14 protein-coding genes are annotated in these 25,730 nt (G+C 43.1%); 11 read left to right on the forward strand and 3 right to left on the reverse strand.

Annotation, left to right across the window (positions count from 1 at the left end):
• Positions 1-296: 296 nt before the first annotated feature.
• A complete protein-coding gene (locus BM176_RS12060) occupies positions 297-1,076 on the forward strand; it encodes an alpha/beta hydrolase family protein (protein ID WP_090103187.1) in 780 nt (259 codons plus the stop codon).
• Positions 1,077-1,224: 148 nt separating this feature from the next.
• On the opposite strand, the gene BM176_RS12065 is transcribed toward BM176_RS12060, so the two are convergent.
• Positions 1,225-3,633, reverse strand: coding sequence for an ABC transporter permease (locus tag BM176_RS12065; RefSeq protein ID WP_090103189.1), 2,409 nt, complete (start codon positions 3,631-3,633; stop codon positions 1,225-1,227).
• Between the two features lie 342 nt (positions 3,634-3,975).
• A complete protein-coding gene (locus tag BM176_RS12070) occupies positions 3,976-6,747 on the reverse strand; it encodes a TonB-dependent receptor (protein WP_090103191.1) in 2,772 nt (923 codons plus the stop codon).
• A 108-nt stretch (positions 6,748-6,855) separates the two neighbouring features.
• Between BM176_RS12070 and ggt the strand changes: the two genes are divergently transcribed.
• From ggt to BM176_RS12095, 5 genes are all read left to right on the forward strand, one after another.
• Positions 6,856-8,538 carry a gamma-glutamyltransferase gene (gene ggt, locus BM176_RS12075; RefSeq protein WP_090103193.1) on the forward strand — a complete coding sequence of 561 codons (1,683 nt, stop codon included), beginning with the start codon at positions 6,856-6,858 and terminating at the stop codon, positions 8,536-8,538.
• A 50-nt stretch (positions 8,539-8,588) separates the two neighbouring features.
• On the forward strand, positions 8,589-9,113 hold the full coding sequence (locus BM176_RS12080; RefSeq protein ID WP_090103195.1) for a DUF1572 family protein: 525 nt from the start codon (positions 8,589-8,591) through the stop codon (positions 9,111-9,113).
• Between the two features lie 105 nt (positions 9,114-9,218).
• Complete coding sequence (locus BM176_RS12085; RefSeq protein WP_090103197.1) at positions 9,219-9,644, forward strand: hypothetical protein; 426 nt, start codon at positions 9,219-9,221, stop codon at positions 9,642-9,644.
• Between the two features lie 198 nt (positions 9,645-9,842).
• On the forward strand, positions 9,843-10,898 hold the full coding sequence (locus BM176_RS12090; protein WP_090103199.1) for a PLP-dependent aminotransferase family protein: 1,056 nt from the start codon (positions 9,843-9,845) through the stop codon (positions 10,896-10,898).
• 242 nt (positions 10,899-11,140) lie between these two features.
• Positions 11,141-15,844 (forward strand): translocation/assembly module TamB domain-containing protein, encoded by a 4,704-nt coding sequence (locus BM176_RS12095; RefSeq protein WP_090103201.1) that lies wholly within the window; start codon positions 11,141-11,143, stop codon positions 15,842-15,844.
• 566 nt (positions 15,845-16,410) lie between these two features.
• Here the strand turns inward: BM176_RS12095 and BM176_RS12100 are convergent.
• Positions 16,411-17,613, reverse strand: coding sequence for a bifunctional 3,4-dihydroxy-2-butanone-4-phosphate synthase/GTP cyclohydrolase II (locus BM176_RS12100; protein WP_090103203.1), 1,203 nt, complete (start codon positions 17,611-17,613; stop codon positions 16,411-16,413).
• Between the two features lie 369 nt (positions 17,614-17,982).
• Here BM176_RS12100 and BM176_RS12105 point away from each other — a divergent pair, with 369 nt between their 5' ends.
• From BM176_RS12105 to BM176_RS12125, 5 genes are all read left to right on the forward strand, one after another.
• Entirely contained in the window at positions 17,983-21,216 is a 3,234-nt protein-coding gene (locus BM176_RS12105; protein ID WP_090103212.1) for a TonB-dependent receptor, read from the forward strand.
• 162 nt (positions 21,217-21,378) lie between these two features.
• A complete protein-coding gene (locus BM176_RS12110) occupies positions 21,379-22,476 on the forward strand; it encodes an ATP-grasp domain-containing protein (RefSeq protein ID WP_090103214.1) in 1,098 nt (365 codons plus the stop codon).
• A gap of 88 nt (positions 22,477-22,564) precedes the next feature.
• Positions 22,565-23,665 carry a carboxylate-amine ligase gene (locus BM176_RS12115; RefSeq protein ID WP_090103216.1) on the forward strand — a complete coding sequence of 367 codons (1,101 nt, stop codon included), beginning with the start codon at positions 22,565-22,567 and terminating at the stop codon, positions 23,663-23,665.
• Positions 23,666-23,681: 16 nt separating this feature from the next.
• On the forward strand, positions 23,682-24,506 hold the full coding sequence (locus BM176_RS12120) for a type 1 glutamine amidotransferase (RefSeq protein WP_090103218.1): 825 nt from the start codon (positions 23,682-23,684) through the stop codon (positions 24,504-24,506).
• Positions 24,507-24,529: 23 nt separating this feature from the next.
• Positions 24,530-25,726, forward strand: a complete 1,197-nt coding sequence (locus BM176_RS12125) for a hypothetical protein (RefSeq protein WP_090103220.1) — start codon at positions 24,530-24,532, stop codon at positions 25,724-25,726.
• The last annotated feature ends 4 nt before the right edge of the window (positions 25,727-25,730 follow it).

Here is a 25,730-nt window from a genome sequence, read left to right on the forward strand (position 1 = left end):
ATTAACTGCCATCGTTATTGCAATATTAATCACTCTTTCAATTCATATTTCGGGAAACCACACGGGCATCACGGAAAATCTGCACGAACACCCTAAAAAGCTCCACGAACGTTTTTTCACCTGATTATTTTCATGCGGTTAAACAGTTTTCCCTTGTATTGTTTTCCGAATGGGATATCCTGGTTATCCAGGTGTATCAGATTATTATCCAATACGATGATTTATGAAAAGAATTCAGATCTTTAATTATAATCCGGATAACCGTAATTTTATTCCCATAAAATGTACTATTTCTTATGAATGTATTTAAAATGACGGTCCTTCTTACCTGGATGATATGCATTGCCTGCAGGACAAGCCCCCCTCCTGCTCATCCAGGGATGTCGGCAAAGGTAGCAGTCGTTAAAGTAGAAAATCTACCATTGTTTGACAGTGCCCGTAACCGATCCATACCGGTGGCACTCTATTCTCCCGAATCAGCAAATATCGCCCCCCATCCAAAACTGGTGATCTTCAGTCATGGTTATGGTGCCAATAAAGGAGGTAGTAACCAGGCTTACACATACATAGCAGAACATCTTGTTGACAAGGGCTATATCGTGGCCAGCATACAGCACGAACTACCCAATGATTCACTCATACCCACAACCGGCATTCCACAGGTAGTCCGACGCCCGTTCTGGGAAAGAGGTACCGACAATATCCTGTTTGTATTAAATTCATTGAAGAAACTACACCCCAATTGGGACTATACACACCTCATTCTGATAGGGCATTCCAATGGAGGAGATATGACGGCATTGTTTGCGGCCAAATATCCTAACCTCGTAGACAAGATCATTACACTAGACAATCGACGGATGCCTTTACCAAGACTCACACATCCAAAAATTTATTCTCTCCGCTCCAGTGACCAACCGGCTGATGATGGAGTAATACCAACTAAGGAAGAGCAGCAACTATTCGGCATTACGATTATCCAATTGCCTAATACTATACACAACGATATGGATGATAAGGCCAGTTCTACTCAGCGAAGTGAAATCAATAATTATATTGATCACTTCTTACAATGATAATAGATTAGGATTCCATATAACCACATTATTTCCTACAACGCGAACAGTGTCCGCAAAATGTTATTTATTATTTTCTATAATAGCAACTATTGTGCGACAAATAGTAAATTGCTATAAACACTTCAGCTTACAAATGAAACTAAATTTATTCGGCTCTTAAACTTTTCACAGGGTTGTCGATTGCTGCCTTTATTGACTGGAAGCCCACTGTAATCATAGCAAGCAATAGCGCCATCATACCAGGAACTATAAAAAACCACCAGTTGATAGTTACCCGATCAGAAAAACTTTCAAGCCATTTGTTCATAGCCCACCATGCCACGGGCAGGGCGATAACGACAGCAAAAAATACCAGCTTTAAAAAATCGCCCGATAGCATGATCGACACATCACTGACAGTTGCCCCCAGGACCTTGCGGATACTAATTTCCTTCTGTCTTTTCTGTGCAGTAAAGGCGGCAAGACCAAACAGCCCCAGGCAGGATATAAGAATAGCCAGGACAGCAAAATAGCGGGATAAAGCAGCTACACGCATCTCTGATGTATACAATGCCAGGTAATCATCATCCATGAATGTAAAGTCGAACGTATAGCCTGGAAGGAATTCACCATAAAACCTTTTAAGTTGTTCTACAGTATTTATTTCTGTCCCTGCTTTTATTCTTACCATAATATTTGGCCCATTGGGATCAAATCTTAAAATGAGGGGTTCTATGGAATTATGAAGTGACCCGTAATGAAAGTCTTTAACCACACCGATAATTTGACTTCTGCCATTGAGATCAATGTCTTTACCTACCGGATTGTTAAGTCCCATCATTTTAACGGCGCTTTCGTTCAATATAATTTTTGAGTAATCGTCATTATACATCCTTGAAAAGGACCGGCCTTCTTTAAGTTTCATATCCAGTGTTTCAAGAAAGTCATAGCCTACCACGGGCGATTTAAAGAGATAACTCTGATCCGCTGCCAGCCCTCTCCAGGAAACGCCAGACGTGGCGGGAATCTGGTCCAGGATATTACCGTACGTATTTGTTGCGCTTATAACGCCCGTTACGTTTTTTAATCCTGCAATGAAGGCATCGAACCTCTCATTGGACTTTCCTTCCGATAATCTATTCCATTGGTTGTACAATGCTCCTTTCCACTGAAAGCACAAGACATTATCTTTATTATATCCAAGGCTCCTGGTTTGCGAGTATTTAATCTGTTCATTGATAATTAAAAACCCTATAATGAAGACGACCGATATGATAAATTGAACCACAACCAACCCTTTGCGTACCCATAGCTCCCCAAAAGAAGTTCTGAGTTTGCCCTTTAACACGGCTACCGCGTTAAAACCTGAAAGATAAAATGCAGGATAGCAGCCCGAAATAATTCCTGTAAATAAGGTAATAGCTACCACAGGCAATATAAAATCGGTAGTATTTTTCAGTTCAATGTGCTTGCCAGTAATCGCATTGAATTGAGGTAGGGACAATGCAATGAAAACAAATGCAATGGCTAATGATAAGAAAGCCATGAGAATGGATTCTGTAAGGAATTGGACAATTAACGATTTCCGGTTTGCGCCTATTGCTTTTTTCACTCCCACCTCCTTCATTTTTCCTGAAGCCTGTGCAGTAGACAGGTTCATAAAATTAATACAGGCTATAAGCAATATGAATAAGGCAATAATGGAAAACAGCCTTACATATGTGATCCTTCCGCCAGCTGGTATCCCATTTTCATATTTGCCGTTAAGATATTTTGAAGAGTATTGCTGAAGAAACAATGAAAAAATATCTAATCCAGGGTTCTTTACTTTTAAGTAACCGGCAATCTTTTTATTAAACTGGTCAACATTTGTCCCCTTTCTCAAAATCAAATACGTTTCAGCGAGATAGTTCGTCCAGGTCTTTGCCGAACGGTCATTTTTCAGTAACACCCCGATGTTAAGCACGAAATCAAAATGGCCTGTGGAGTTTGCAGGGGGATCCTTAAAAATACCCGAAACCCGGAATACTCCTTCAAAGAACGGGTATTTCCATTCCAGGGTTTTACCAATAACATTGTCTGTAGTGTTAAACAATTTTTTTGCCAGCGTTGTCGATATCACAATATTGTTTTCATCTGCCAGCGCCTGGTCCTTATTTCCCTGGATAAGGTCATAGGAAAATACATTAAAAAAATCCTTGCCAGCATTCCACCCCTGAGCCTGTATATGCGCGTTTCCGGATGACAGAACGCCTTCTTTGCTTTGCCAGTTAAAAAAATCATTAACAGCTACTGCGTATTCCACTTCGGGCATTTCTTTCATTAATGATTCCGCCAAAGGGACAGGCGTTATCTCCATGGTCTGAATACCCTGCGAGGATTTAAGGTTATTCATCACCTTGTATAGTTGCCCGTCTTTTTTATGAAATTTATTGACACTTATCTCATCACTCACCCACAAACAAATCAATAGCGCAGCTGCCAGGCCGGTTGAGAGCCCAATCAAATTAAGGATAGTAAATTGCCGGTCTCTCAGAAAACGTCGCCACGCTGTCCTTAGATTGTATCTGAACATTCTATAGATTTTTTAGATTAAGATGACTATATGTATATTTTGTTCCAGTCTCTACACTCATTTCGTAATCCAGGGATTGGCTAGATGAGTTTGACTTACAGTGAACAAACGGCATACCTTTTCTTAATCTATTGTTAATCAATTTATTGACAAGTATCTACTGTCCGCTTTTGAGACTATAGGTGTTCGATATTGGGCAACTTGATGTCGATCCCTTACATGGACAAATGGTACTGATACCAGAACAAGTACGATAATCATTCAATAATTATTAAATTAAAAATGGGATGTCTCAATTACTTTTGAGACATCCCATTTTTAATTTAATAAAGTTTTACAACTCTACAAATTCAACTCCAGTCGTGCGAACAAAAACCGTCCGTTATAACCAAACTGTGTAGCTCTGCGGCTATAACGGAATTGGTTATTGGTAGTGTTCGCAGGATTAGATACCAGATCCGGATACACGTCAAACACATTATTGGCGCCTACACTGATCTTAAACTCTTTAGTGAGCTTATACCCTATTGCGGCATCTGTTACCACCTTTGCGGAATAAGTCTGGTAGAATTTAGGATCAATCGTTGCTTCTTCCACACTACCAAAATGTACGCCACGTAAAAACACGTTAAAGCGATTGATGTTGTAAGTGAGGGTAAGGTTTACCTTTTCACGTGGGACTGTCCTTTCCAGGTAAATTCTGCTGGCGCGACTAAAATAGATATTCTCTTTTCCTTTTAATTTATCTGATGAATTGATAGCTCCTACCTGTTGGGTATAACTATAAGTAGCAGAGAGGTCTGCGCGGAAACTACCGGCGCCTAACCGTCTGCCATAAGTTAATACCAGGTCTACTCCTTTCGTTTCGGAATTAATAGCATTCGCAAAAAACGCGGCCCTGTTGGCATTGGCGAGAGATAACAACTGGTAGATTTCTTTATCCACGGCAGATGCAGTATCTGCATTGCTACCGGAGAACTGATCCGTATACACAATGCGGTCATCAATATGAGTAAAGTAACCGTCTACCGTAAGACTGAATTTGCCGAAGGTACTGGTAAAACCGGCACTCAGACTTTTAGATTTCTCTGGTTTTAAAGTAGGAATACCCAGCAACTGTGCAGGTCTGCTGTCGTTCGTAAAAGTACCTACTTCATACGGTACTCCATCTACGAACAAGGTAGAGGTAGAAGAATAAAAACGCTGATGCAGGGAAGGCGCTCTGAATCCTGTACTGGCAGATGCGCGCAACGCTGTTCTTTCACTCAGCTTATAACGGGTAGTTATTTTACCATTCAGCGTACTGCCGAAGTCGTTATAGTTCTCAAAACGTAAAGCGCCTCCTAATAAAAATGCTTTACTGAAGTTTGCTTCTGCATCCACATAACCGGCAATAGCACTGCGGGTAGCTGTGATTGCATTCTCCGGACGGAAACCAGGAAATACCTGGGCTCCACCGGCACGTGCAGTACCATCAGGACCAAACATCGTATTAATTGATCCCTTAGGGTCTGGTATCAGAATATCTTTACCATCAGCACCTACTCCAATTTTAGTAGCACGACCATAATCTGTATAAGAGTTTTCAGCGCCTGCCACAATCTGGTATTGCTCAAAACGGTGCTCTGCACCGAATGCTATATCCAGTCCTTCCAGCACATCAAGCCGGCGGGAAAAATCAAGGTTAGTGGTGTTCTGCATGAAAATCAGTCCGCCGCATTGGAAGCTGGTGGGAGATGCTTTGCCCATAGATGCATTCAGTGAATTAGCTACGTTGAAATCAAATTCATTCCTTCCGTAAGTATTACTGAAATCTACTTTCCATTCACCTAAACTACCACGGATCCCCGCAGCCAGAGAACGGTCATAAATATTAGTGTGAATTTCCGGCAGGAAACCTAATGGATAAATGTCCAGGATATTACGACTATCACTCGGTAAGCGGTATACCCCTCCGGCCTCTCCGTTACGGTAGCCTATACCACCAAAGAGATATACTTCTGCATTATTCTCCATCGGAAAACTGGCATTCATAAATAGTTGTGAACTGCGGATCTTTGATTGCCCTGTACGCATGCGGATATCATGACGGGTAATGTTATTCGCCAACAGGAAAGAATCTGTTTTATCTGCACCACCGGGATAAGCTTTGTAAATAGTACCTACCCAGTCGCCCGCGCGGTTAGTGTAATTACGGAAGTCATAAGATCCTCCAAAGTTGATGTAACCACCACGGGAACCCACGGGAACACCGTAGTTAACACCAGTTTGCACGGTTTGTCCGTCCATATTGTTATCAGCCTGGGAAGTAACGTTTGCACCGGTAGTAACGTTTACGTTTAAACGGTTTACGCTACTTTTCAGGATGATGTTGATCACGCCTGCAATGGCATCAGAACCATATTGAGCCGCCGCACCATCGCGTAATATTTCGATGCGGTCAATAGCAGAAGTAGGAATGGCATTCATATCGGTACCAACGGCGCCACGTCCAAAACTTCCATTCACATTCACCAGCGCAGTATTGTACCGCCGTTTGCCATTTACAAGTACCAGTACCTGATCCGGACCTAATCCGCGTAATGATGCAGGGTCCACATGATCCGTACCATCGGCCACTGTTTGTGTACCCGAGCTGAATGAGGGTGCTACATAATTTAAGATCTGGTTAATGGATACCTGTGGAGCATCGGAGGTAATGCGTTTGATATCAATAACGTCTACGGGTACTGGCGTTTCCGTTTGTGTTCGTGGCAGGCTTCTGGAACCCAGTACCACCAGTTCGTTCATGGTTGTGCTGGTGGTCAGGGCCACATCAATTGTGGTTGTTTGTCCGGCGGTGACGGTCACCGGTTTCCGTTGCGTCACAAAACCGACATAGCTGACCAGGACCGTATAAGAGCCTGGGATTACCTCCAGGTTAAATTTACCCTGTGCATTGGTATAGCCACCTTTATTGGAGTGCTCTATCTGTACCGTAGCCCCGGCCAGATGAGTTTTACCATCAGTTACGGTACCGGTAATTACGCCGGTTTGGCCATAAACTTCTGCAACAAGAATAAATAATACAAAAAACAGCAGGATTTTCCTAAAATGGGTAAACGGGCATAACATAAGCGTTAGATTTGGGTTATATTTTTTTGATTTAGATGTTGCTACAGTTATTCTCTAAAATTACTACTTTGAGGCCTGAATTTATAGTAAACGTTGCAAATAATAGCTATGCGTACAACTTTTCTTTTGTTGCTGATAAGTTTATTTTCTCATAGTTACGCACAACAAAGCGCGTATCACTATGCTACTCAGAAAAATATAACGGCATCACATGGAGCCGTGGTATCTGCTCATCCACTGGCCAGTCAGGCAGGTTTACAGATACTCCAACAGGGAGGTAACGCGGTAGATGCTGCCATTGCCACACAACTGGCCCTCGCGGTAGTTTATCCCGGAGCAGGGAATCTGGGCGGTGGCGGATTCCTTGTAGGACATCTTAGGGGTGGCAATAATATAGCCATTGATTACAGGGAAATGGCGCCAGCAGCCGCATCGCGGGATATGTATCTTGACAAGGATGGCAATCCTGATACTAAACTAAGCCTGGATGGACACCTGGCAGTTGGGGTACCCGGTACTATAGCCGGTATTTACGCTTCATTACCGTATGCCCGCCTGTCCATCAGAAAACTCATTGCTCCCGCTATCCAACTTGCGGAAAAAGGCTTCGCTATTACAGCTGCAGAAGCTCGTAATCTGAATATGCACCAGCAACTTTTCAGCAAACTCAATACAAAAACCTGCGCATTTATAAAAGACACACCCTGGAAAGAAGGTGATACCCTGATCCAGCAAGATCTTGCCAATACCCTGAAACGTATCCGTTATAATGGCCGTGCAGGATTCTATGAAGGTGAAACCGCCCGCTTCATAGTGGAAGAAATGAAACGCGGACATGGCCTCATCACCGCCGAAGATCTGAAGGCTTACAAAGCCAAAATAAGAACAGCTTCCGTATTCCCATATAAAGGATACCAGGTAATAACAATGCCGCTGCCTTCCAGTGGTGGTATTGCCTTACAACAATTAATGGGCATAATGGAAGAGTATCCCCTGGCCAGATGGGGCTTTCAGGCATTAGAATCAGTACAGCTTATGATTGAAGCAGAACGCCGTGCTTATGCCGACCGGGCACAATTTCTCGGTGATCCTGACTTTGTAAAAGCTCCTGTGAAACAACTGACTTCTAAGGCTTACCTTCAGGAACGTATGAAAGACTTTGATCCACAGAAAGCGGGTTCCAGCAAACTTGTAAAAGCAGGTACTCCGGAAAGTGAAGAAACCACCCATCTCTCCGTGATGGATTCAGAAGGGAATGCAGTTTCCGTAACAACTACCTTAAATGGCAGTTATGGTAGTAAAGTAGTGGCCGGTGGTGCGGGCTTCCTGCTGAACAATGAAATGGACGACTTCAGTATAAAACCCGGCGTACCAAATATGTATGGCCTGGTGGGCACAGAAGCAAATGCCATAGCTCCGGGCAAACGGATGCTGAGTTCTATGACACCTACCATTGTATTAAAAAACGACAAACCTTACCTTGTTGTAGGCACACCGGGAGGCTCTACAATCATTACTTCTGTTTTCCAGACACTCATGAACATACTGGAGTTTAATTTATCAACAGATCAGGCAGTGAATGCTCCGAAGTTTCATCATCAGTGGCTACCGGATGAAGTATATGTAGAAAAAAATTCCCCAACAGTTATTACACAGCAACTGGAAAAAATGGGCTACAAAATAACTCCCCGTGTTCCTATTGGCCGTACAGAAGTGATTAAAATAAATGCAAAAGGTTTGCTGGAAGCAGTGGGTGATAACAGAGGCGATGACAGCGCCGCAGGATATTAAACAGATGATAGCGCCGCAGGATATTAAACAGGATATAATACTTACAAATCATGATAGAAAATATTTACCTGGACAGCGTGATTAAAAGATTTTATTTCTATAAAGATTTAGGTGATAAAACGCTGGCACAGTTAACCGCAGAAGAGTTACACTGGCAGCCAGATGGTGAACCAAACAGCATCTACCTCATCATCAAACACCTGAGTGGGAATATGCTTTCCCGCTGGACGGATTTCCTTACTACCGATGGTGAAAAGCCTTCGCGTAACAGGGATAGTGAGTTTGAAGAAGATGCTGCATCAAAGGAAAAAATACTGGATACATGGGAGAAAGGATGGAAATGTATGATGGATACACTTTCATCATTACAACCAGGCGATCTTGAAAAAACGGTGAACATCCGTAATGAACCACATATAGTGATAGATGCTATCAATCGCCAGCTGGCGCATGTGCCACATCACATAGGGCAAATTGTGTACATTGGTAAAATGATTAAAAAAGAGAACTGGCAAAATCTCTCTATCCCTAAAGGGCATTCACAGGATTTTAACCGCCAGAAGTTCGGAAAATAAATAACGATGAAGATTACACGGCTTAATCTTCTTAAATATGCCTAAGTAATTTCCAAAACAATGAAGATTATACGGCTTAATCTTCTTAAATATATCTAAGTAACAATGAACATTACACGGTTCTTACTATCCAGCATATCACTGATCATATTACTTACTTCATGCAACAGTAGTCGTAACAACAGCTTACTGATGCACAAGAAATGGCGGGTATATGATGTAACTATCCCTGAGGGGTCTGCTTATGATATAACGCAAATCAGTCAGGCTACGGAATTAAAACGTGGATATTACACCAACGTATATTATCAGTTTCTGGATAATAATGTTTTTGTAGCAACGATAGATAATAAGCCGGATTCCGGGAAATATTCATTGCTGAGTAATGGTGCTATTATCTCAGTTACGGCTTCCAATGGCTTACGTTCCGCAGAAAATCTCGTGACTATCATAAACCTGGATGAACAGCATTTTGATATGAAGGTAAAATCCGGAGATTACTACTTTATTCTAAAAACAAAAGCGGAGTAATAATAGTTTGTAAGGAAGACTGCCATGCTATTCCTATTGATCAATAAATACACCTTATCTGCCGTGATGCTTAGGTGAGGTTTAATAAAGATCTGATCTAAAACCTTATCCTAAAGCTAAATTAAAAAACTAAACAGGCAGATGCAGTGTATTTATTGATCAATAGGAATAATTCCCTCACTTCAGATCCAGGAAAATATGCAATCATTATACACCCATAACACCCCCGGCAATACCGTTAACATCAACGGAAAAGACCTGCTGTTCTTTTCCGGGTTCGCTTACCTCGGCCTGCATACACACCCTGTTTTCAAAGAAGCGCTAAAAGAAGGTATTGATAAATATGAAGCCATATTCATGTCTTCCCGCATTGCCAATGTACAACTCACCCTTTACGATGAGCTGGAACATGCTTTGGCAGTTCTCGAACAACAGCAATCCGCGGTGACTTTCTCTTCCGGTTATATGGCTTCACAGGCCGCTATTCAATATGTGGCCGATAAAGGCGAACTGCTGTATGCCCCTGGCACACATCCTTCCCTATGGCTGGGCAGGCCAGACATTCCCTCAATAAAATGGAGAGAATGGGCCAACCAGACAATTGAAAAAGTAAACGCTCATCCCGATCATACTTTTATAATTGTGGCAGATGGAGTGAACCCGCTTACCAGTACAATAAATGATTTCAGCTGGCTCACCCAGTTACAGCGCAATGTGCTGGTACTGATAGATGATTCGCACGGTATCGGGATCCTGGGCCCTACCGGCAATGGAATTGTACATACTTTACCACAACAGGATCATCTCGATTACCTCATATCGGCATCTCTGGCAAAGGCCTACAGTATCCAGGGAGGTGTGATCTCCGGCCGGAGTACTCACATAAACACAATCAAAAAACAGCCCTTATTCACAGCAGGTACTCCCCTGATGCCCGCCAATGCATATGCTTTCCTGCAGAGTTCATCCCTCCACAGTACTCAAAGAACATTATTGCATCAGCAGATTGCTCACTTTAAGGTTATTACTGCAGATCTGAAGAACATCCATAACCCATTCCTGCTGCCGGTATTCCTGCTACAAAATGCTACAGGTATGGAAACATTCCTATTGGAACATGATATCGTTATTTCCTCCTTCGGATATCCATCGCCAGATAGTCCACCTATTAACAGGATTATCATTTCGGCCCTTCATACCCCCCATCAGCTGGAAGTTCTACATAAATTGTTAAAAAATAATATAGCGCAATAGTCCGCAGATTAAAGGCGTTAAGCCATTTATCATGATAATGCGGATCTTTCCATAGACGAACGGGTAGGGACTATGGACTAATTCATCTATTTTTGCCGGATTAAAATATTGCTGCGCTGAAAAAGGTACGTAAAATAACATCTATTGTCCTGCTGAGTATATTAGGAATCGCCATTCTGCTTGGTATCCTGGTAAATATACCGGCTGTTCAGAACTACCTGGTACAACAGGCAACCTCCCGGTTGTCCGAACAACTGAAAACAAGGGTACAAATCGATCATGTTACTTTACGACTATTTAACAGCGTACGACTGGAAGGCACCCTGATCGAAGATCAGCATAAAGATACCCTCATCTATGCCGGTGTACTTCAACTCCGTATTACGGACTGGTTCTTCTTCCAGGAAAAACCGGTTGTCAAGTTCATAGGACTGGAAAATGCGGAGGTCAACCTCACTCGTCATTACAATGACTCCACCTGGAATTACGACTTTATCACTGCGGCCTTCAGTAGCCCTCCAGATACAACTAAGCGTGTTAAAAAAGAAGGTGGTATTTCCCTTGATCTCCGCCAGGTAGACCTTCGGAATGTCCATATAAATCAGATAGATGCCTGGGTTGGGCAGGATATGCGTGTTGCCGCCAAACGTATTTACCTGGATGCCAAGAACCTGGATCTGAAACAACATAATGTTGATATCCAGGAAATGTCGCTGGAAAAACCAACATTTATCATTTCAAGTTATGCCTCTTCCCCCCTGCGCCACCGCAGGCCTAAAAGGGAATCGGCCCCGCTAATGGATACAACAGCTATCCCCGCCCTGCGCTGGAATAGTGAGAACTGGAAACTGATCGTAAAAGAGCTTTCCATCAAAGATGGGATCCTGGGAGTAGATGATCTGGCAGACAGTACGGCCATTGAACCCGGATATTTTGCACCACATCATATCCGCTTCAATAATATCAATCTGCAACTGACCAATACCAGCCTGATAAAAGACAGTATTATAGGAGACCTTACCGCCAGCACCAAAGAACGTAGCGGCTTTGAACTGAAAAAACTCACTGCCCGCTTTAAAATGTCGCCGGTAGAAATGGAGTTCTCCAACATGGACCTGATCACGAACCGCAGTCACCTGCGGAACTACTATACCATGCAATATGCTGATATCAGCGATATGAATGATTATATCGACCTGGTATATATGCGGGCTCATTTTGTAAACAGTACTCTTTCCTCCGACGATATTGCTTATTTCGCGCCACCACTGGCTTCCTGGAAAAAGGAAATATCCCTGAGCGGAGATGCACGTGGCCCTGTAAGCAATCTGAAAGCCAGTAATATAGACCTTCAGGCAGGCGCTACCACCCGGCTGAAAGGCGGGCTGGAAATGCGTGGACTGCCAGATATCACTGAAACATTCATAGACTTCCATGCAGATGAACTGCATACCACCGGAGCTGATTTGCAGAGCTTTATTCCGGATTTACGGAATGTAGATCCGGTACGTATAGACCGCCTGACCAACATCGGCTTTGCCGGAAGTTTTACCGGATTCGTGAATGACTTTGTGGCTTATGGTAAATTCCAGACCAACCTGGGAAATGTAAACTCGGATATCAACTTCAAAACCAACCGGGATGTACCAGTATACTCTGGTAGTTTGACTACCAGCAACTTTAACCTGGGGGGCCTGCTGGATGTGCCGCAGTTATCAACAGTATCTCTCAGCGCAAAAGTAAATGGAGAAGGTTTCAATTTTAAAACACTGAATGCTGCTGTAGATGCTGATGTGCAACAGATAGCCATCTACGGATATAACTACAGTAATATCAAAACCAAAGGTGAATTGAACCGTAAGTTCTTTAACGGTTCACTGACCGCCAACGATCCTAACCTTGAAATGGATTTTGCAGGTACGATCGACTTTAACGAACCCGTTCCTGTATTTAAATTCAATTCCGATATCCGGAGGAGTAACCTGAAGGCGCTCCATGTGGTAAATGATTCAATTACCCTCCAGGCTAAGCTGGATCTGAACTTTGCGGGTAGTAATATCGATAACTTCAACGGTTCTGCCAGGGTGTACGATGTTTCCCTGCACAGGAATCAGCACCGGCTGGAATTTGACTCTCTGAGTTTAGTCACCCACCTGGACAACGGCGTAAAAGTACTGGCCATACAGGGCAGTGAAATAGGAGGATATGTAAAAGGGGATTACAGTTTTATGCAACTGCCCGATGCTTTCCGCCTACTCCTGAACAAATATTATCCGAGTTATTTTAGTACCGTACCCACTGATGATATTAAACAGAACTTCTCCTTTGCATTCCAGATGGGGCAGGTCGATAAGCTGATCCGTGGGTTTACAGATAAAGTATCGGGCTTTGACAATTCAAAGATTGATGGTTCACTGAATACCATAAAGGGAAACCTTGCCCTGAACATCTCTGTTCCGCAAGCAGCATATGATAAATACAAATTTGAAGACCTTCAGCTGAAAAGCACAGGTACTTTCGATAAGATAGACATCAGTACCAGTATCGGCAAAGTATCGTCCGGTACACAGTTATGGTTTCAAAACCCATTGATACTTGCCAGTTCCAGCCGGGATACTTCTTATATAAAAGTAGATTTACAGGCAGAAGATACCTCTTCCCTGGATGGTTTTTATGCCCGTGTAGTAACCGTGCAGGATGGAGTGAAAGTGAACTTCCTGAACAGCGCCTTTACGGTAAATGAAAGGCAGTGGAATGTAACACCGGGCAATGAGATTTACTGGAGTAAACACTTCCTTACCGTACACAACCTCCGTGTAACCCGTAACGACCAGAGTGTTACCGTTGAAACGAACGAGTATAATCCGGATGAATCCCGGTTTATGATAACCCTGAAAAATCTGAACCTGGCAGATGTGATTCCTTCACAGTTCACCACCATGCGGATAGAAGGGCAGGCAGATGGTAATATCAGCGTTTCCGATCCGGTGAATAACCTGGAAGTTGAAGCGGATATCCGAACCAGTCAACTGCGAATCGATAATGACTCACTCGGTCTGGTCACTTTTAAAGGTGGTTATATCCATTCAACAGAAGAAGCGACGTTCTCTGTTGAATCGGAAAATATCGGCAAGAGCTTCCTGGCAAGCGGAAAAGTAGGTGTATCCAGTACCAACAATAACCTGTCGGCCACAGTAAATCTGAACGGAGCATCCGTAGCGCTGCTGGATCGTTTTGTGAAAGACTATGTAACAGACCTGAAAGGACTGGCCACAGGCAAGCTGGATATTAGCGGTACTACCAGCAAACCTTCTGTAAAAGGGAATCTGAAAATAGACAGCGTAGGCGTAAAAGTATTGTACCTGGGTACTCATTATACGATCCCTAAATTAAATGTGAATATTGATGACAACCTGATCGAGTTTGGTAACTTCTCTATTTTAGACAGGAATAACAGCAGGGCAAGTGCCAGCGGATATATTTCTCACGATCATTTCGATAATCTGAACTTCGACTTTGAAGTAAACGCCCGGAATTTTGTATTTCTGAATACCGAGTCGGCAGATAGTGACCTGTTTTATGGAGATGTAACTGCAGATGGAAAGGTATATTTTACCGGTCCGCTGAATGACCTTCAGTTGAGGGTAATAGCCAGACCTATAAAAGGAACACATTTTTACCTTCCCCTCTCCGACAGTAAAGATATTGGCAGATCTGACTATATCACATTCAAGACCTACGGAACTGAAATGAAGGAGGAAAAGAAGAAGAGGAAGGATAACGTAAAGCTGAATGTAAAACTGGATATTTCGGCTACGCCGGATGCACAGATAGATGTGATTATGGATGCCGCTTCGGGCGATATGATTTCCGCCAACGGTACGGGGAACCTTCAGATCAACGTAAGTACAGATGGCGATTTCAGTATGTTTGGTAATTATGAGATCAGCAATGGGTCTTATAACTTCACCTTACAGCGGCTTACCAGCTGGAAGTTTGATATTGACAAGAACAGCTCCATTACCTGGAACGGAGATCCCCGTGAAGCAAAGGTGGATATCCATGCTAAATACTCCCTACCTAAAGTAAGTCTTTATAACCTGGTGGGCACTGCTTCCACCTCCAGCGATAAACTGGCCACCCGTACTGAGCGGGTAAACATCCTCATCAACCTGCGTGGAGAGCTGATGAAGCCGGATATCACTTATGAGATCAATCTTCCTGAAGTGGGTTCCCTGGCATATGAAAGTGGTGTAGCAGCAAAACTCCATGAAGTAAACCAGGACCAGAATAAAGCATTACAGCAAATGGCTGGTCTCCTGCTGTTCAACCAGTTCCTGCCCGACGATCCTAACTCTGCCGGTGCTGCAAACGTAGCTATTACCGGTAAAAACAGTGTAGGACAAGCCCTGAGTGCGCAGGCACAGGCTATCCTGAATAATATTACGGGCGCCTTGCTGAAGAACAGCGGCATCGGTATCAATGTAAACTACCGCGCATATAACGTTAGTAACCAGGATAATTCATCGATGGATAGAAACCAGGTAAGCGCCGGGGTAACCAGTAACCTGTATAATAACAGGATCCGTTTGTATGTGGGAGGAGATTATGACTGGGGTAAGGCAGCGGCATCAACAAATGCCAACCGTTTTGCGGGCGACTTCCGGGCAGAATACCTGCTTACACCGGAAGGACGTATCCGTGTCAATGCTTTCAGTAAAACGGACTATGATGTTTACAACCTCGTAAACCGTAACAAAGCAGGGATAGGTATCTCTTATGTGCGTGAATACAACCGCTTCTCTGAATTATTTAATGAAAAAGCACGCCGGAGGCGGATAGATTCTTTCCGCCGGGCAGATGCTATCCGGCAGGAAGAAGTGGATAGGCTGGAACAACAGCAAAGGAAAGATACTATGGCCCCAAAACCGGTTCCTCGTAATTAAAGTCGTTAATACCTTGTTAATAATCTTCAACAATAACCTGGAGTAAGACACTTAGGTGAGATCATATTAATACGCTATTGATTTGCTCCTGAACTATTTGTAGAATTCCGTGTTACACCCATTATTTTTCCTGAATCCATCCCAATTTCTTATTTTCAGGATTACTTACGAGCTGTAATACAAGTAGAGATAAAATCATCCTTCGTTCATCCTTCGTTTTTTAACGAAGGATGAACGAAGGATGACTTTATCTCTGATCCATTTTAAACCTAACTTTATAAAAAGAACTCCCTTAGTAATCTCCTTACTGAATATTACCAATCAATACTTCAAACAGGTTCTGATATAAGTACAGATTCGATCATCCTACGTTCATCCTACGTTTTTAACGTAGGATGAACGTAGGATGATCGAATCTCAACCCTGTCTCTATCCTTTTTAGCTTATCTCCATATTATATACATATAGAAACTCTGTTATACAGGAAACTACAAACGAAGCAATAATTCCAATAAAAAAACCGGCTCCAAATGAATGAAGCCGGTTTACAGATTGTATGTCTTTTCTTATCCTTTCAGGATCTCATGACCCAGTTTATCGCGTTTTGTCTTGAGATAGAACTCGTTATGCGGATTAGGCACAACTTCTATTCCTACATTCTCTACCACTTCGAGTCCGTATCCTTTTAATCCGGCGCGCTTGCGGGGATTATTAGAGATCAGTCTCATTTTGGTAACATTCAGGTGACGGAGGATCTGTGCCCCTACACCATAATCACGCTCATCCATCTGGAAACCCAGTTCCAGGTTTGCCTGAACGGTATCACGGCCTTCTTCCTGTAATTTATATGCTTTCAGTTTGTTCAGCAGCCCGATACCACGGCCTTCCTGGTTCATATAGAGAATCAGGCCCTTGCCCTCCTGCTCTACCATTTCCATGGCTTTGTGCAGTTGTTCACCGCAATCGCAGCGGAGGGAATGCAGGATATCGCCGGTAACGCAGGAAGAATGGATTCTTACCAGTACTGGTTCATCCTTTTCCCAGTCGCCTTTTTTCAGAGCCATATGCGTTTCTCCTGAGTTGAGTTGTTTAAACGCAATGAGTTTAAAGTCACCGTATGCAGTAGGCATATGAACGGAAACCTGCTCTTCAATGAGGGTTTCGTTCTGTAAGCGGTACTCGATAAGGTCTTTGATGGAAATAAGTTTCAGATCGAACTGGGTAGCTATTTCACGTAATTGAGGTAAACGTGCCATAGAACCGTCTTCGTTCATGATTTCTACCAGTACGCCAGCGGGTTCAAAACCTGCCAGCCTGGCCAGGTCTATAGTTGCCTCCGTGTGGCCCGTGCGGCGAAGTACGCCACCGGTTCTGGCTTTCAGTGGGAAGATGTGTCCTGGTTTGCCCAGTTCTTCCGGACGGGTATTTGGATCGATCAGTGCCTGAATTGTTTTAGCGCGGTCATGAGCGGAAATGCCGGTAGTGCAACCATGGCCCAGCAGGTCTATAGAAACCGTGAACGGTGTCTGGTGCAGGGCAGTATTATCGCGTACCATCATTTCGAGCTTCAGCTCATCGCAACGTTCCTCTACAAGAGGCGCACAGATCAGTCCGCGGCCATAACGGCTCATAAAGTTGATGACTTCCGGCGTTACATTTCTGGCTGCCGTTACAAAATCACCTTCATTTTCACGGTCCTCGTCATCCACAACTATTACCATCTTTCCCTTCCTGATGTCTTCTATGGCTGATTCTATTGTATCTAACATAAAGATCTCCTGTTAAGTTAATACGCAAAGTTATGCTAAAAACATGTTCATACGGCTAGCATAATGTTCCTGAGGCCGGTTTCTAATATATACGCATTTTAGCTATATAAGTATTTATATAAAAATTAATATAAAATAGATGCATCTAAGGCAAGGAAATAAGTATTATACTTAATCCTATTCGATTTTTTAGAATTTCTGACCCTGTTTCTTGAACAAACTCAACCAAATCCCGGATAAACTTTACACATATCCAATAGAAGAACCTATAAACTCAATATGATCATGGGCTTAACAATTTGTTAATTTATAGTTAAAATATGTAAACGATTATTCCCCAACTTTGCGACATAAAATCAAACTGCAAATATGGCCTATAGGAAATTGTTACTCACATTCATTGTGCTATTTAGCGTGTTCGCTTCTTTTGCGCAGGTAACCACAAGTAGTATCACCGGGGTTGTTAAGGATGAAAAAGGTGAAGTTCTGATTGGTGCTACCGTTAAAGCAGTACATGTACCATCCGGTACTGTATATGGTACCACAACATTGGAAAATGGCCGTTATAACATCCCCGGCATGCGCGTTGGTGGCCCCTACACCATTACCATTAGTTATGTTAGCTTTAAGGAAGAGAAGGTAGAAAATGTAAATCTGCCACTGGGACAAACCTTCCGAATTGACATTAAGCTCGAAAGTTCAGCTACTGCCCTTAAAGAGTTAGTAGTAAGTGGTAAACAGGATAAAACCTTCAACAGCTCCCGTACAGGTGCTGCTACTACTATTACAAAGGAACAATTGCAGAATCTGCCTACTCTGAGCAGGGGGATTTCTGATTTTACAAAATTGACACCACAATCCGGTAAAGGAATGAATTTTGGTGGCCGCAATTCACTGTACAACCGTTTTACAGTGGATGGCTCCACTTTCAATAATGCCTTTGGTCTTTCAGACCTTCCGGGGGGTCAAACCAATGCACAGCCTATCAGTCTGGATGCTATCGACCAGATCCAGGTGAATCTCGCTCCTTATGATGTAAAACTGAGCGGATTTACCGGTGCTAACATTAATGCTGTTACAAGAAGCGGTACCAATGAGTTCTCCGGTTCTGTATACTCTTTCGTGAAAAGCAAATCACTGACTGGTTCCAAAATCAGAAAAGTAGAAGTAGCTCAGAATGATTATAACCTGAAACAATACGGCTTCAGAGTAGGTGGTCCTATCATCAAGAATAAATTATTCTTCTTTATAAACGGAGAACTGGAAAGACAAAACTCACCAGGAAGCACCTGGCTTGCAAGCAGAAATGGCAATACAGGTACCAATGTATCAAGAGTAAGAGCCTCTGCACTCGATTCTGTAAAAGCAGTTCTCACAGCTGCTGGTTATGATGCGGGCAGTTACGAAAATTACGAATTCGCACAGAATAACGATAAAGCTACCGCCAGACTTGACTGGAATATTAACCAGAAACACAGATTAAGCGTTCGTTATTCTTATTTGAATGCTTACCGTGACATCGCTCCAAGTACTTCAAACTCACGTTCAAAAGATAACAGAGGCCGCGGACCAAGTGCCAACTCCCTGATATTTGAGAACATGAAATACAGACAGTATAATAAGATCAACTCTATAGTAACAGAATTAAACAGTACATTCTCAAACAAGTACTCAAATAACCTGTCTGTTACATACAGTGCATTCAAAGACTATCGTGTCACTTTCGGAGGTAAACCCTTCCCGGTAGTTGATATTGAAGATGGTGCAGGTGCTAACTATATTTCTGCAGGTTCAGAACCCTTTAGCGGTCTTAACTCCCTTACCCAGCACCTCTTCCAGGCTTCTGATAACTTTAATATCTATTCCGGTAAACATACCTTCACAATAGGTGCTTCCGTAGAATCTTTCAGCTTCTCAAATGCTTTTGCACAATTCATCTACGGTCAGTTCAGATATAACACTGTAGCTGACTTTGTAAGTGCAGCGAGTGGCACTGCTGCCGTAAATCCTTTGCTATATCAGCTTACCTACTCAGCTATTCCGGGAGATCCTGCTCCTGCTGCAAAACTGAAAGCTGCACAGCTTTCCTTATACGGACAGGATGAATTCCAGATCAAAGATAACTTCCGTTTAACGTACGGATTAAGAGTTGACATGCCGTGGTATCCTACCAAACTGGCAACCAACCCTGTTGTTAATGATATGACATTCCGTAACGGAGAGAAACTGGATGTTGCCAAATTACCGAAAACTACATTACTGTGGTCTCCACGCTTAGGCTTCAACTGGGATGTAATGAACAATCAACGCTTCCAGTTACGTGGAGGAACAGGTATTTTCACTGGTGCAATACCTTACGTTTGGGCAGTGAACCAGGCAGGACAGAATGGATTACTGTTTGGAAGTGAGAACACTACCAATCCTACCAACCGTCCATTTTCCAGCGATGTAAAGGCTTATATTCCAGCTAATCCATCTGCTACTCCAAACTTTGCAATCAATGTAATGTCTCCGGACTTTAAATATCCTCAGGTATGGCGTTCTAACCTTGCTGCGGATATCCGCCTGCCGGGTGATGTAATTGCTACTGTAGAAGGTATTTATACAAAGGATATCAATGCTGTATATCATCGTGATGCTAACCTGGTAAACCCAACCGGTAAAACATCAGGACCAAATGTACGTGACACATTCCCCGGCGGTACTGCAAACCGTATCAACCAGAGAATCACAAATGCTATCGTACTGGATAATACAAGTAAAGGATACTCTTACTCTTTATCACTCCAGTTACAGAAGAGCTTTGATTTTGGTCTGTACGGATCAGTATCTTACACTTATACAGATGCAAAAGATATCACTTCAAGCCCTGGATCACAGGCTGCCAGTGCATATAACGGTAACCAGATCGTAAACGATCCCAACAATCCTACATTATCATATACGAACTACCTTGTACAACACAGAGTGGTAGCTATGGTATCGTACTCCGTAAAATATGCGAAAATACTAGGTACCACCTTGTCTCTGATTTATGAAGGATCTCCTTACTCTGATGCATTTAATAATACCCGTCTCAGCTACACCTATGCGGGAAATATCAACAGAGATGGATCAACCGGTAATAATGACCTGGTATACATTCCAAAGAATCAGGGCGATATCACACTCATCCCTGTAAGTGCAACAGATACCCGTACACAGGATGAAATGTGGAATGACCTGAATACATTCATTTCCAGCAGCAAATACCTCAGCAGTCACAGGGGTAAATATGCTGAAAGAAATGGTGGACAGTATCCATGGTTCAGCAAAATAGATGTTAGATTGGTACAGGATGTTGATTTCGGCAAAATCTGGCCTAAATCAAAAAGTAAATTACAGTTCACATTGGATATCATTAATGCAGCCAACCTGCTGAACAGTAACTGGGGTGTTGCTCCATCAGCAAATGCTACCAGCTTTATTACCTGGAGAGATTCTCAAGCTGGCGTACCACGTTATTCATTCTCCAAGCCTACTGTTAACAAGGCTTTCATAGATGATAACAGTGTATTCTCAAGATGGCAGATGCAGATCGGTCTTCGTTATATCTTTAATTAACAATTTCAAGCGTAATAATAAAAAAGCCTGTATCGGACTTCTGATACAGGCTTTTTTTATTTATCTTGTTATTCTATAAAATAGCCCGGACTCCTGCGCTCATCTATTGGCGCGAATATTGATTTTGACTCACTTCTACCAAAAACCTCAAAACATTAAAAGATGAAAAAAATAGGCCTTCTTTCCGGTCTGAAAAATGACTTTCCTCAAACATTAATAGACCGCATTAATGAAAAAGAGGTAGATGGAATAACCGCAGAATTTGTGTCGATAGACAAAGTAATTCAGGGAATTCCCGCAGATTATGCCGTTATCCTGGACCGCATTTCCCAACATGTACCCTTTTACAGAACCTGGCTGAAACAAGCCTCCCTGGATGGTACAGCTGTTATCAACAATCCTTTCTGGTGGAGTGCCGACGATAAGTTCGTTAACAACGAACTGGCACAAAGAACTGGTGTAAAAGTTCCGCGGACAGCCTTACTGCCGAGTCGCAACTTACCGGAACACACTACAGATAAATCATTCCATAATCTTGTGTATCCATTCGACTGGGAATCAATCTTTCAACATATCGGTTTCCCGGCTTACCTGAAACCTTACAATGGCGGGGGCTGGAAAAACGTGTATAAAATACATAACCGTGAGGAGTTCTTTGCACAACATGCCCGTACAGGACAACTGGTAATGATGTTACAGCAGGAAATTTCATATGAATCTTACTACCGCTGTTATTGTATAGGGGGAAAATATGTACGTATCATCCCCTACGATCCTTATCAGCCTGAAAATCAGCGTTATTTACAGGAAGATAAAAGCGATAAAGCCATCTACAGTATCATCAGAGAACAGGTAGCCGCCCTTAACCGCTATCTGGGCTACGATTTTAACGCCGTAGAAATAGCTGTGAGCGGTGGAGTTCCCTATGTGATTGACTTCTGGAACCCGACCCCTGAGGCAGATCCACATACTATTGGCGAAGAAAACTTCGAATGGGTAGTGGAAACGATGGCCACTTATGCCATTGAACGGGCTGAAAAACAAGTGCCCGGTACCGATAACCTGACATGGGGTACCTTCCTGCAATATGCTATCAACGGTAAACAGACGGCCATTGTACCCGGTGCTACTAAAATAGCGGCTAAAACTGTTGTAGTAACAACTGCAACGGCAAAAGCCAAAGAGGAAAAACCCGTGAAAGAAAAGAAAGAACCAGCTCCCAAAAAAGCAGCTGCAAAAAAGACTAAAGCGAAAGCATAGAATCAGGTAGTTGTACCCTACCTTTGGACATAATTCCGGGGCTGACTAGCTTTTAGTCAGCCTCCTATAGTTTTACCAATAGCACCACATGTCCAAAAATTTCACCCTCGGTATAGAAGAGGAATATATGGTTATGGACCCGTCCAGCCGCGAGCTGAGGTCACATGAACAAAAGATTGTTGAACAGGCACATAAAGTACTGCCAGACAAGGTAAAGGCCGAATTTCACCAGGCCGTAGTGGAAGTAGGTACCCAGGTATGCAACAATATAGAGGAAGCCTGTGCGGATGTTATGCTCCTTCGTAAAACCATCACACAGATTGCTGGCGATCTTGGCTTTAGCGTGGGCGCTTCCGGTACACATCCCTTTTCCAAATGGGAAATGCAGCTGATCACAGATCATCCCCGGTATTCCGACATAGTGAATGAAATGCAGGATGCTGCCCGCTCCAATCTCATTTTTGGATTACATGTACATGTGGGCATGGAAAACAGGGAAATTGCCCTGCACATTGCTAACTCGGTCCGTTATTTCCTCCCACATATATTTGCGCTGAGTACCAATTCTCCTTTCTGGGAAGGCAGAAATACAGGCTTCAAATCATTCCGCACAAAAGTATTCGATAAATTTCCCCGTACCGGTATTCCGGATTATTTCGGGAGCATTGAAGAATATGATCGTTATATCGAGCTGCTCGTAAAAACGAATTGCATAGATAACGCTAAAAAAGTATGGTGGGACCTTCGGGTTCATCCCTTCTTCAATACAGTGGAATTCCGTATTTGTGATGTTCCATTAACTGTACGCGAAACCTGTACCATAGCTGCGCTGTTCCAGGCACTCTGTGCTAAGATCTACAAACTGCGTATGCAGAATCTCAACTTCATCATTTACAACCGGGCACTGGTTAACGAAAATAAATGGCGGGCTTCCCGTTATGGTATTGACGGCTATCTGGTAGACTTCGGTAAGGAAATGGAAGTGAATACCCGTTCACTCATTTATGAGTTGCTGGATTTTGTAGATGATGTGGTAGACGAGCTGGGCAGCCGCGCCTATATAGATCATACCCGTTATATCCTCGACAATGGTACTGGTGCGGATCAACAGCTGGCAGTATTTAATCAGTCGAAAGATCTCATCTCAGTAACAGATTTTATTACATCAGTTTTCCTGAAAGATTGCTGATTATTACCTTTGCAGTATGACACCTACGAAACAGCACTGGAAAGTGGCAGTACTGGACATGTATGAAGAAGTACCGAATGAAGGTATGCGTTGCATCAGGGAAGTCCTGACGCAATACGCTAAAACACATGCCCTGCAACTGGAGTTTCACGAATTTGAAGTAAGGGTGAAGGAACAATTTCCTGACCTCTCCTATGACATTTACATTTCTACCGGTGGTCCTGGCAGTCCGTTGGACAGCGAGGGCAGCAACTGGGAGCTCCACTATTTTTCACTCATGAATGATATCATGCAGTGGAATAAACAATCCGATGAGAAAAAGCAGATCTTACTGATCTGTCATTCTTTTCAGCTCATGTGCCGTTACCTGGAATTAGGGACTGTATGCCGTCGCAGATCTCCTGCCTTTGGCGTTTTCCCGGTACACAAAACCAGCGCAGGCGAAACCGAAACTGTTTTCAGCGAATTACCCGAACCATATTACATTGTAGACAGTCGCAACTGGCAGGTGATCCAACTCGATCAGCAAAAACTGGAAGATGTAGGAGCCCGCGTACTGGCTATTGAAAAGGAAAGGCCGCATGTTCCCCTGGAACGCGCTACTATGGCTATCCGCTTTAATGAATATTGCATAGGTACACAATTTCATCCCGAAGCTGATGCTGCCGGAATGCGGATGTACCTTCTGCAACAGGAGAAAAAGAACCAGGTGATCACCAACTATGGTGCTGAAAAATACTACAGCATGCTGGAACAATTATCCGATCCGGATAAGATCATGCTGACACGCGAATCCTTCATCCCGGCATTCCTGGACAAAGCGATCTTTAATCTGCCATAAAGCTTCGACATTCATTTACAATTATGATCCCTTCACTGCGAACATATTATAACCAGTATTTTACTCAACAACATTATCAGGATTTCCTGAATGGTATGGCGAAAGAAGCTGGTGAAGCACCTGCTTTTAAAGTAGCTGAAACACCCGTGTTCGTTCCGGGACAACTGACGGCTAAACTGATCCAGGCGTGTGAGGAAATAGTAAACGTGATTGTACAACCCGACTTTAAAACCCTTACCAGTGGCGCGATCCCCGCTGATATGAATGTTCCGGATGAAAACGATCATCCTCATTTCCTGATCATCGACTTTGCGGTATGTAAGAACGAACAGGATGTACTTACACCTCAGCTGATAGAACTACAGGGATTTCCTTCTTTATATGCTTTTCAGGAACTGATGGCTCGTCAGTTCCGCGAACAGTTTAATATACCCGGTACAGTTAGTAACTACTTTAACGGGATGAATGATGATTCCTATTTATCACTCTTACAACAAGTGATCACAGGGCCGTACCAGTCCCATGAAGTAGTCTTACTGGAAGTAAAACCACACGAACAGAAAACGCGTATCGACTTTTACTATACTACACATAAGCTGGGCATTGCTACTGTATGTATTACAGATCTTATACAGGAAGGTAAAAAGCTCTTCTACTTGAATAATGGTAGTAAAATACAGATCAAACGTATATACAACCGGGTTATCTTCGATGATTTGTTACGTCAGCAGGAAACCCTAGGTGAGCATGTTGATCTCTTCCAGGATCTGGATGTGGAATGGATCACACATCCCAACTGGTTTTACCGTATCAGCAAGTATACCATGCCTTTCATACACAGCGAATTTGTACCCGAAAGCTGGTTCCTGCATCAATTACCTTCCCTCCCGTCAGACCTCGAAAACTATGTCCTTAAACCGCTCTTCTCCTTCGCCGGACAAGGAGTTGTGATAGATATTACTCAACAAGATCTTGATAATATCACCGATCCGGAAAACTGGATCATTCAACGTAAAGTACAGTATGCCCGCGCTATCGAAACTCCTGATGGCCCCGCCTATTGTGAGATCCGTATGATGTACCTCTGGCCGGATGGTGCTGAACGTCCGCTGTTGGTCCATAACCTCGCCAGGATCAGTAAAAGTAAAATGATAGGTGTTACGAAAGATAAATCAGATACCTGGGTGGGGGGAAGCTGCGCTTTCTTCGAAGCTCCGTAATCTT

The sequence above is a fragment of the Chitinophaga sp. CF118 genome (genome assembly GCF_900112615.1).
Taxonomy (GTDB): Bacteria; Bacteroidota; Bacteroidia; order Chitinophagales; family Chitinophagaceae; genus Chitinophaga.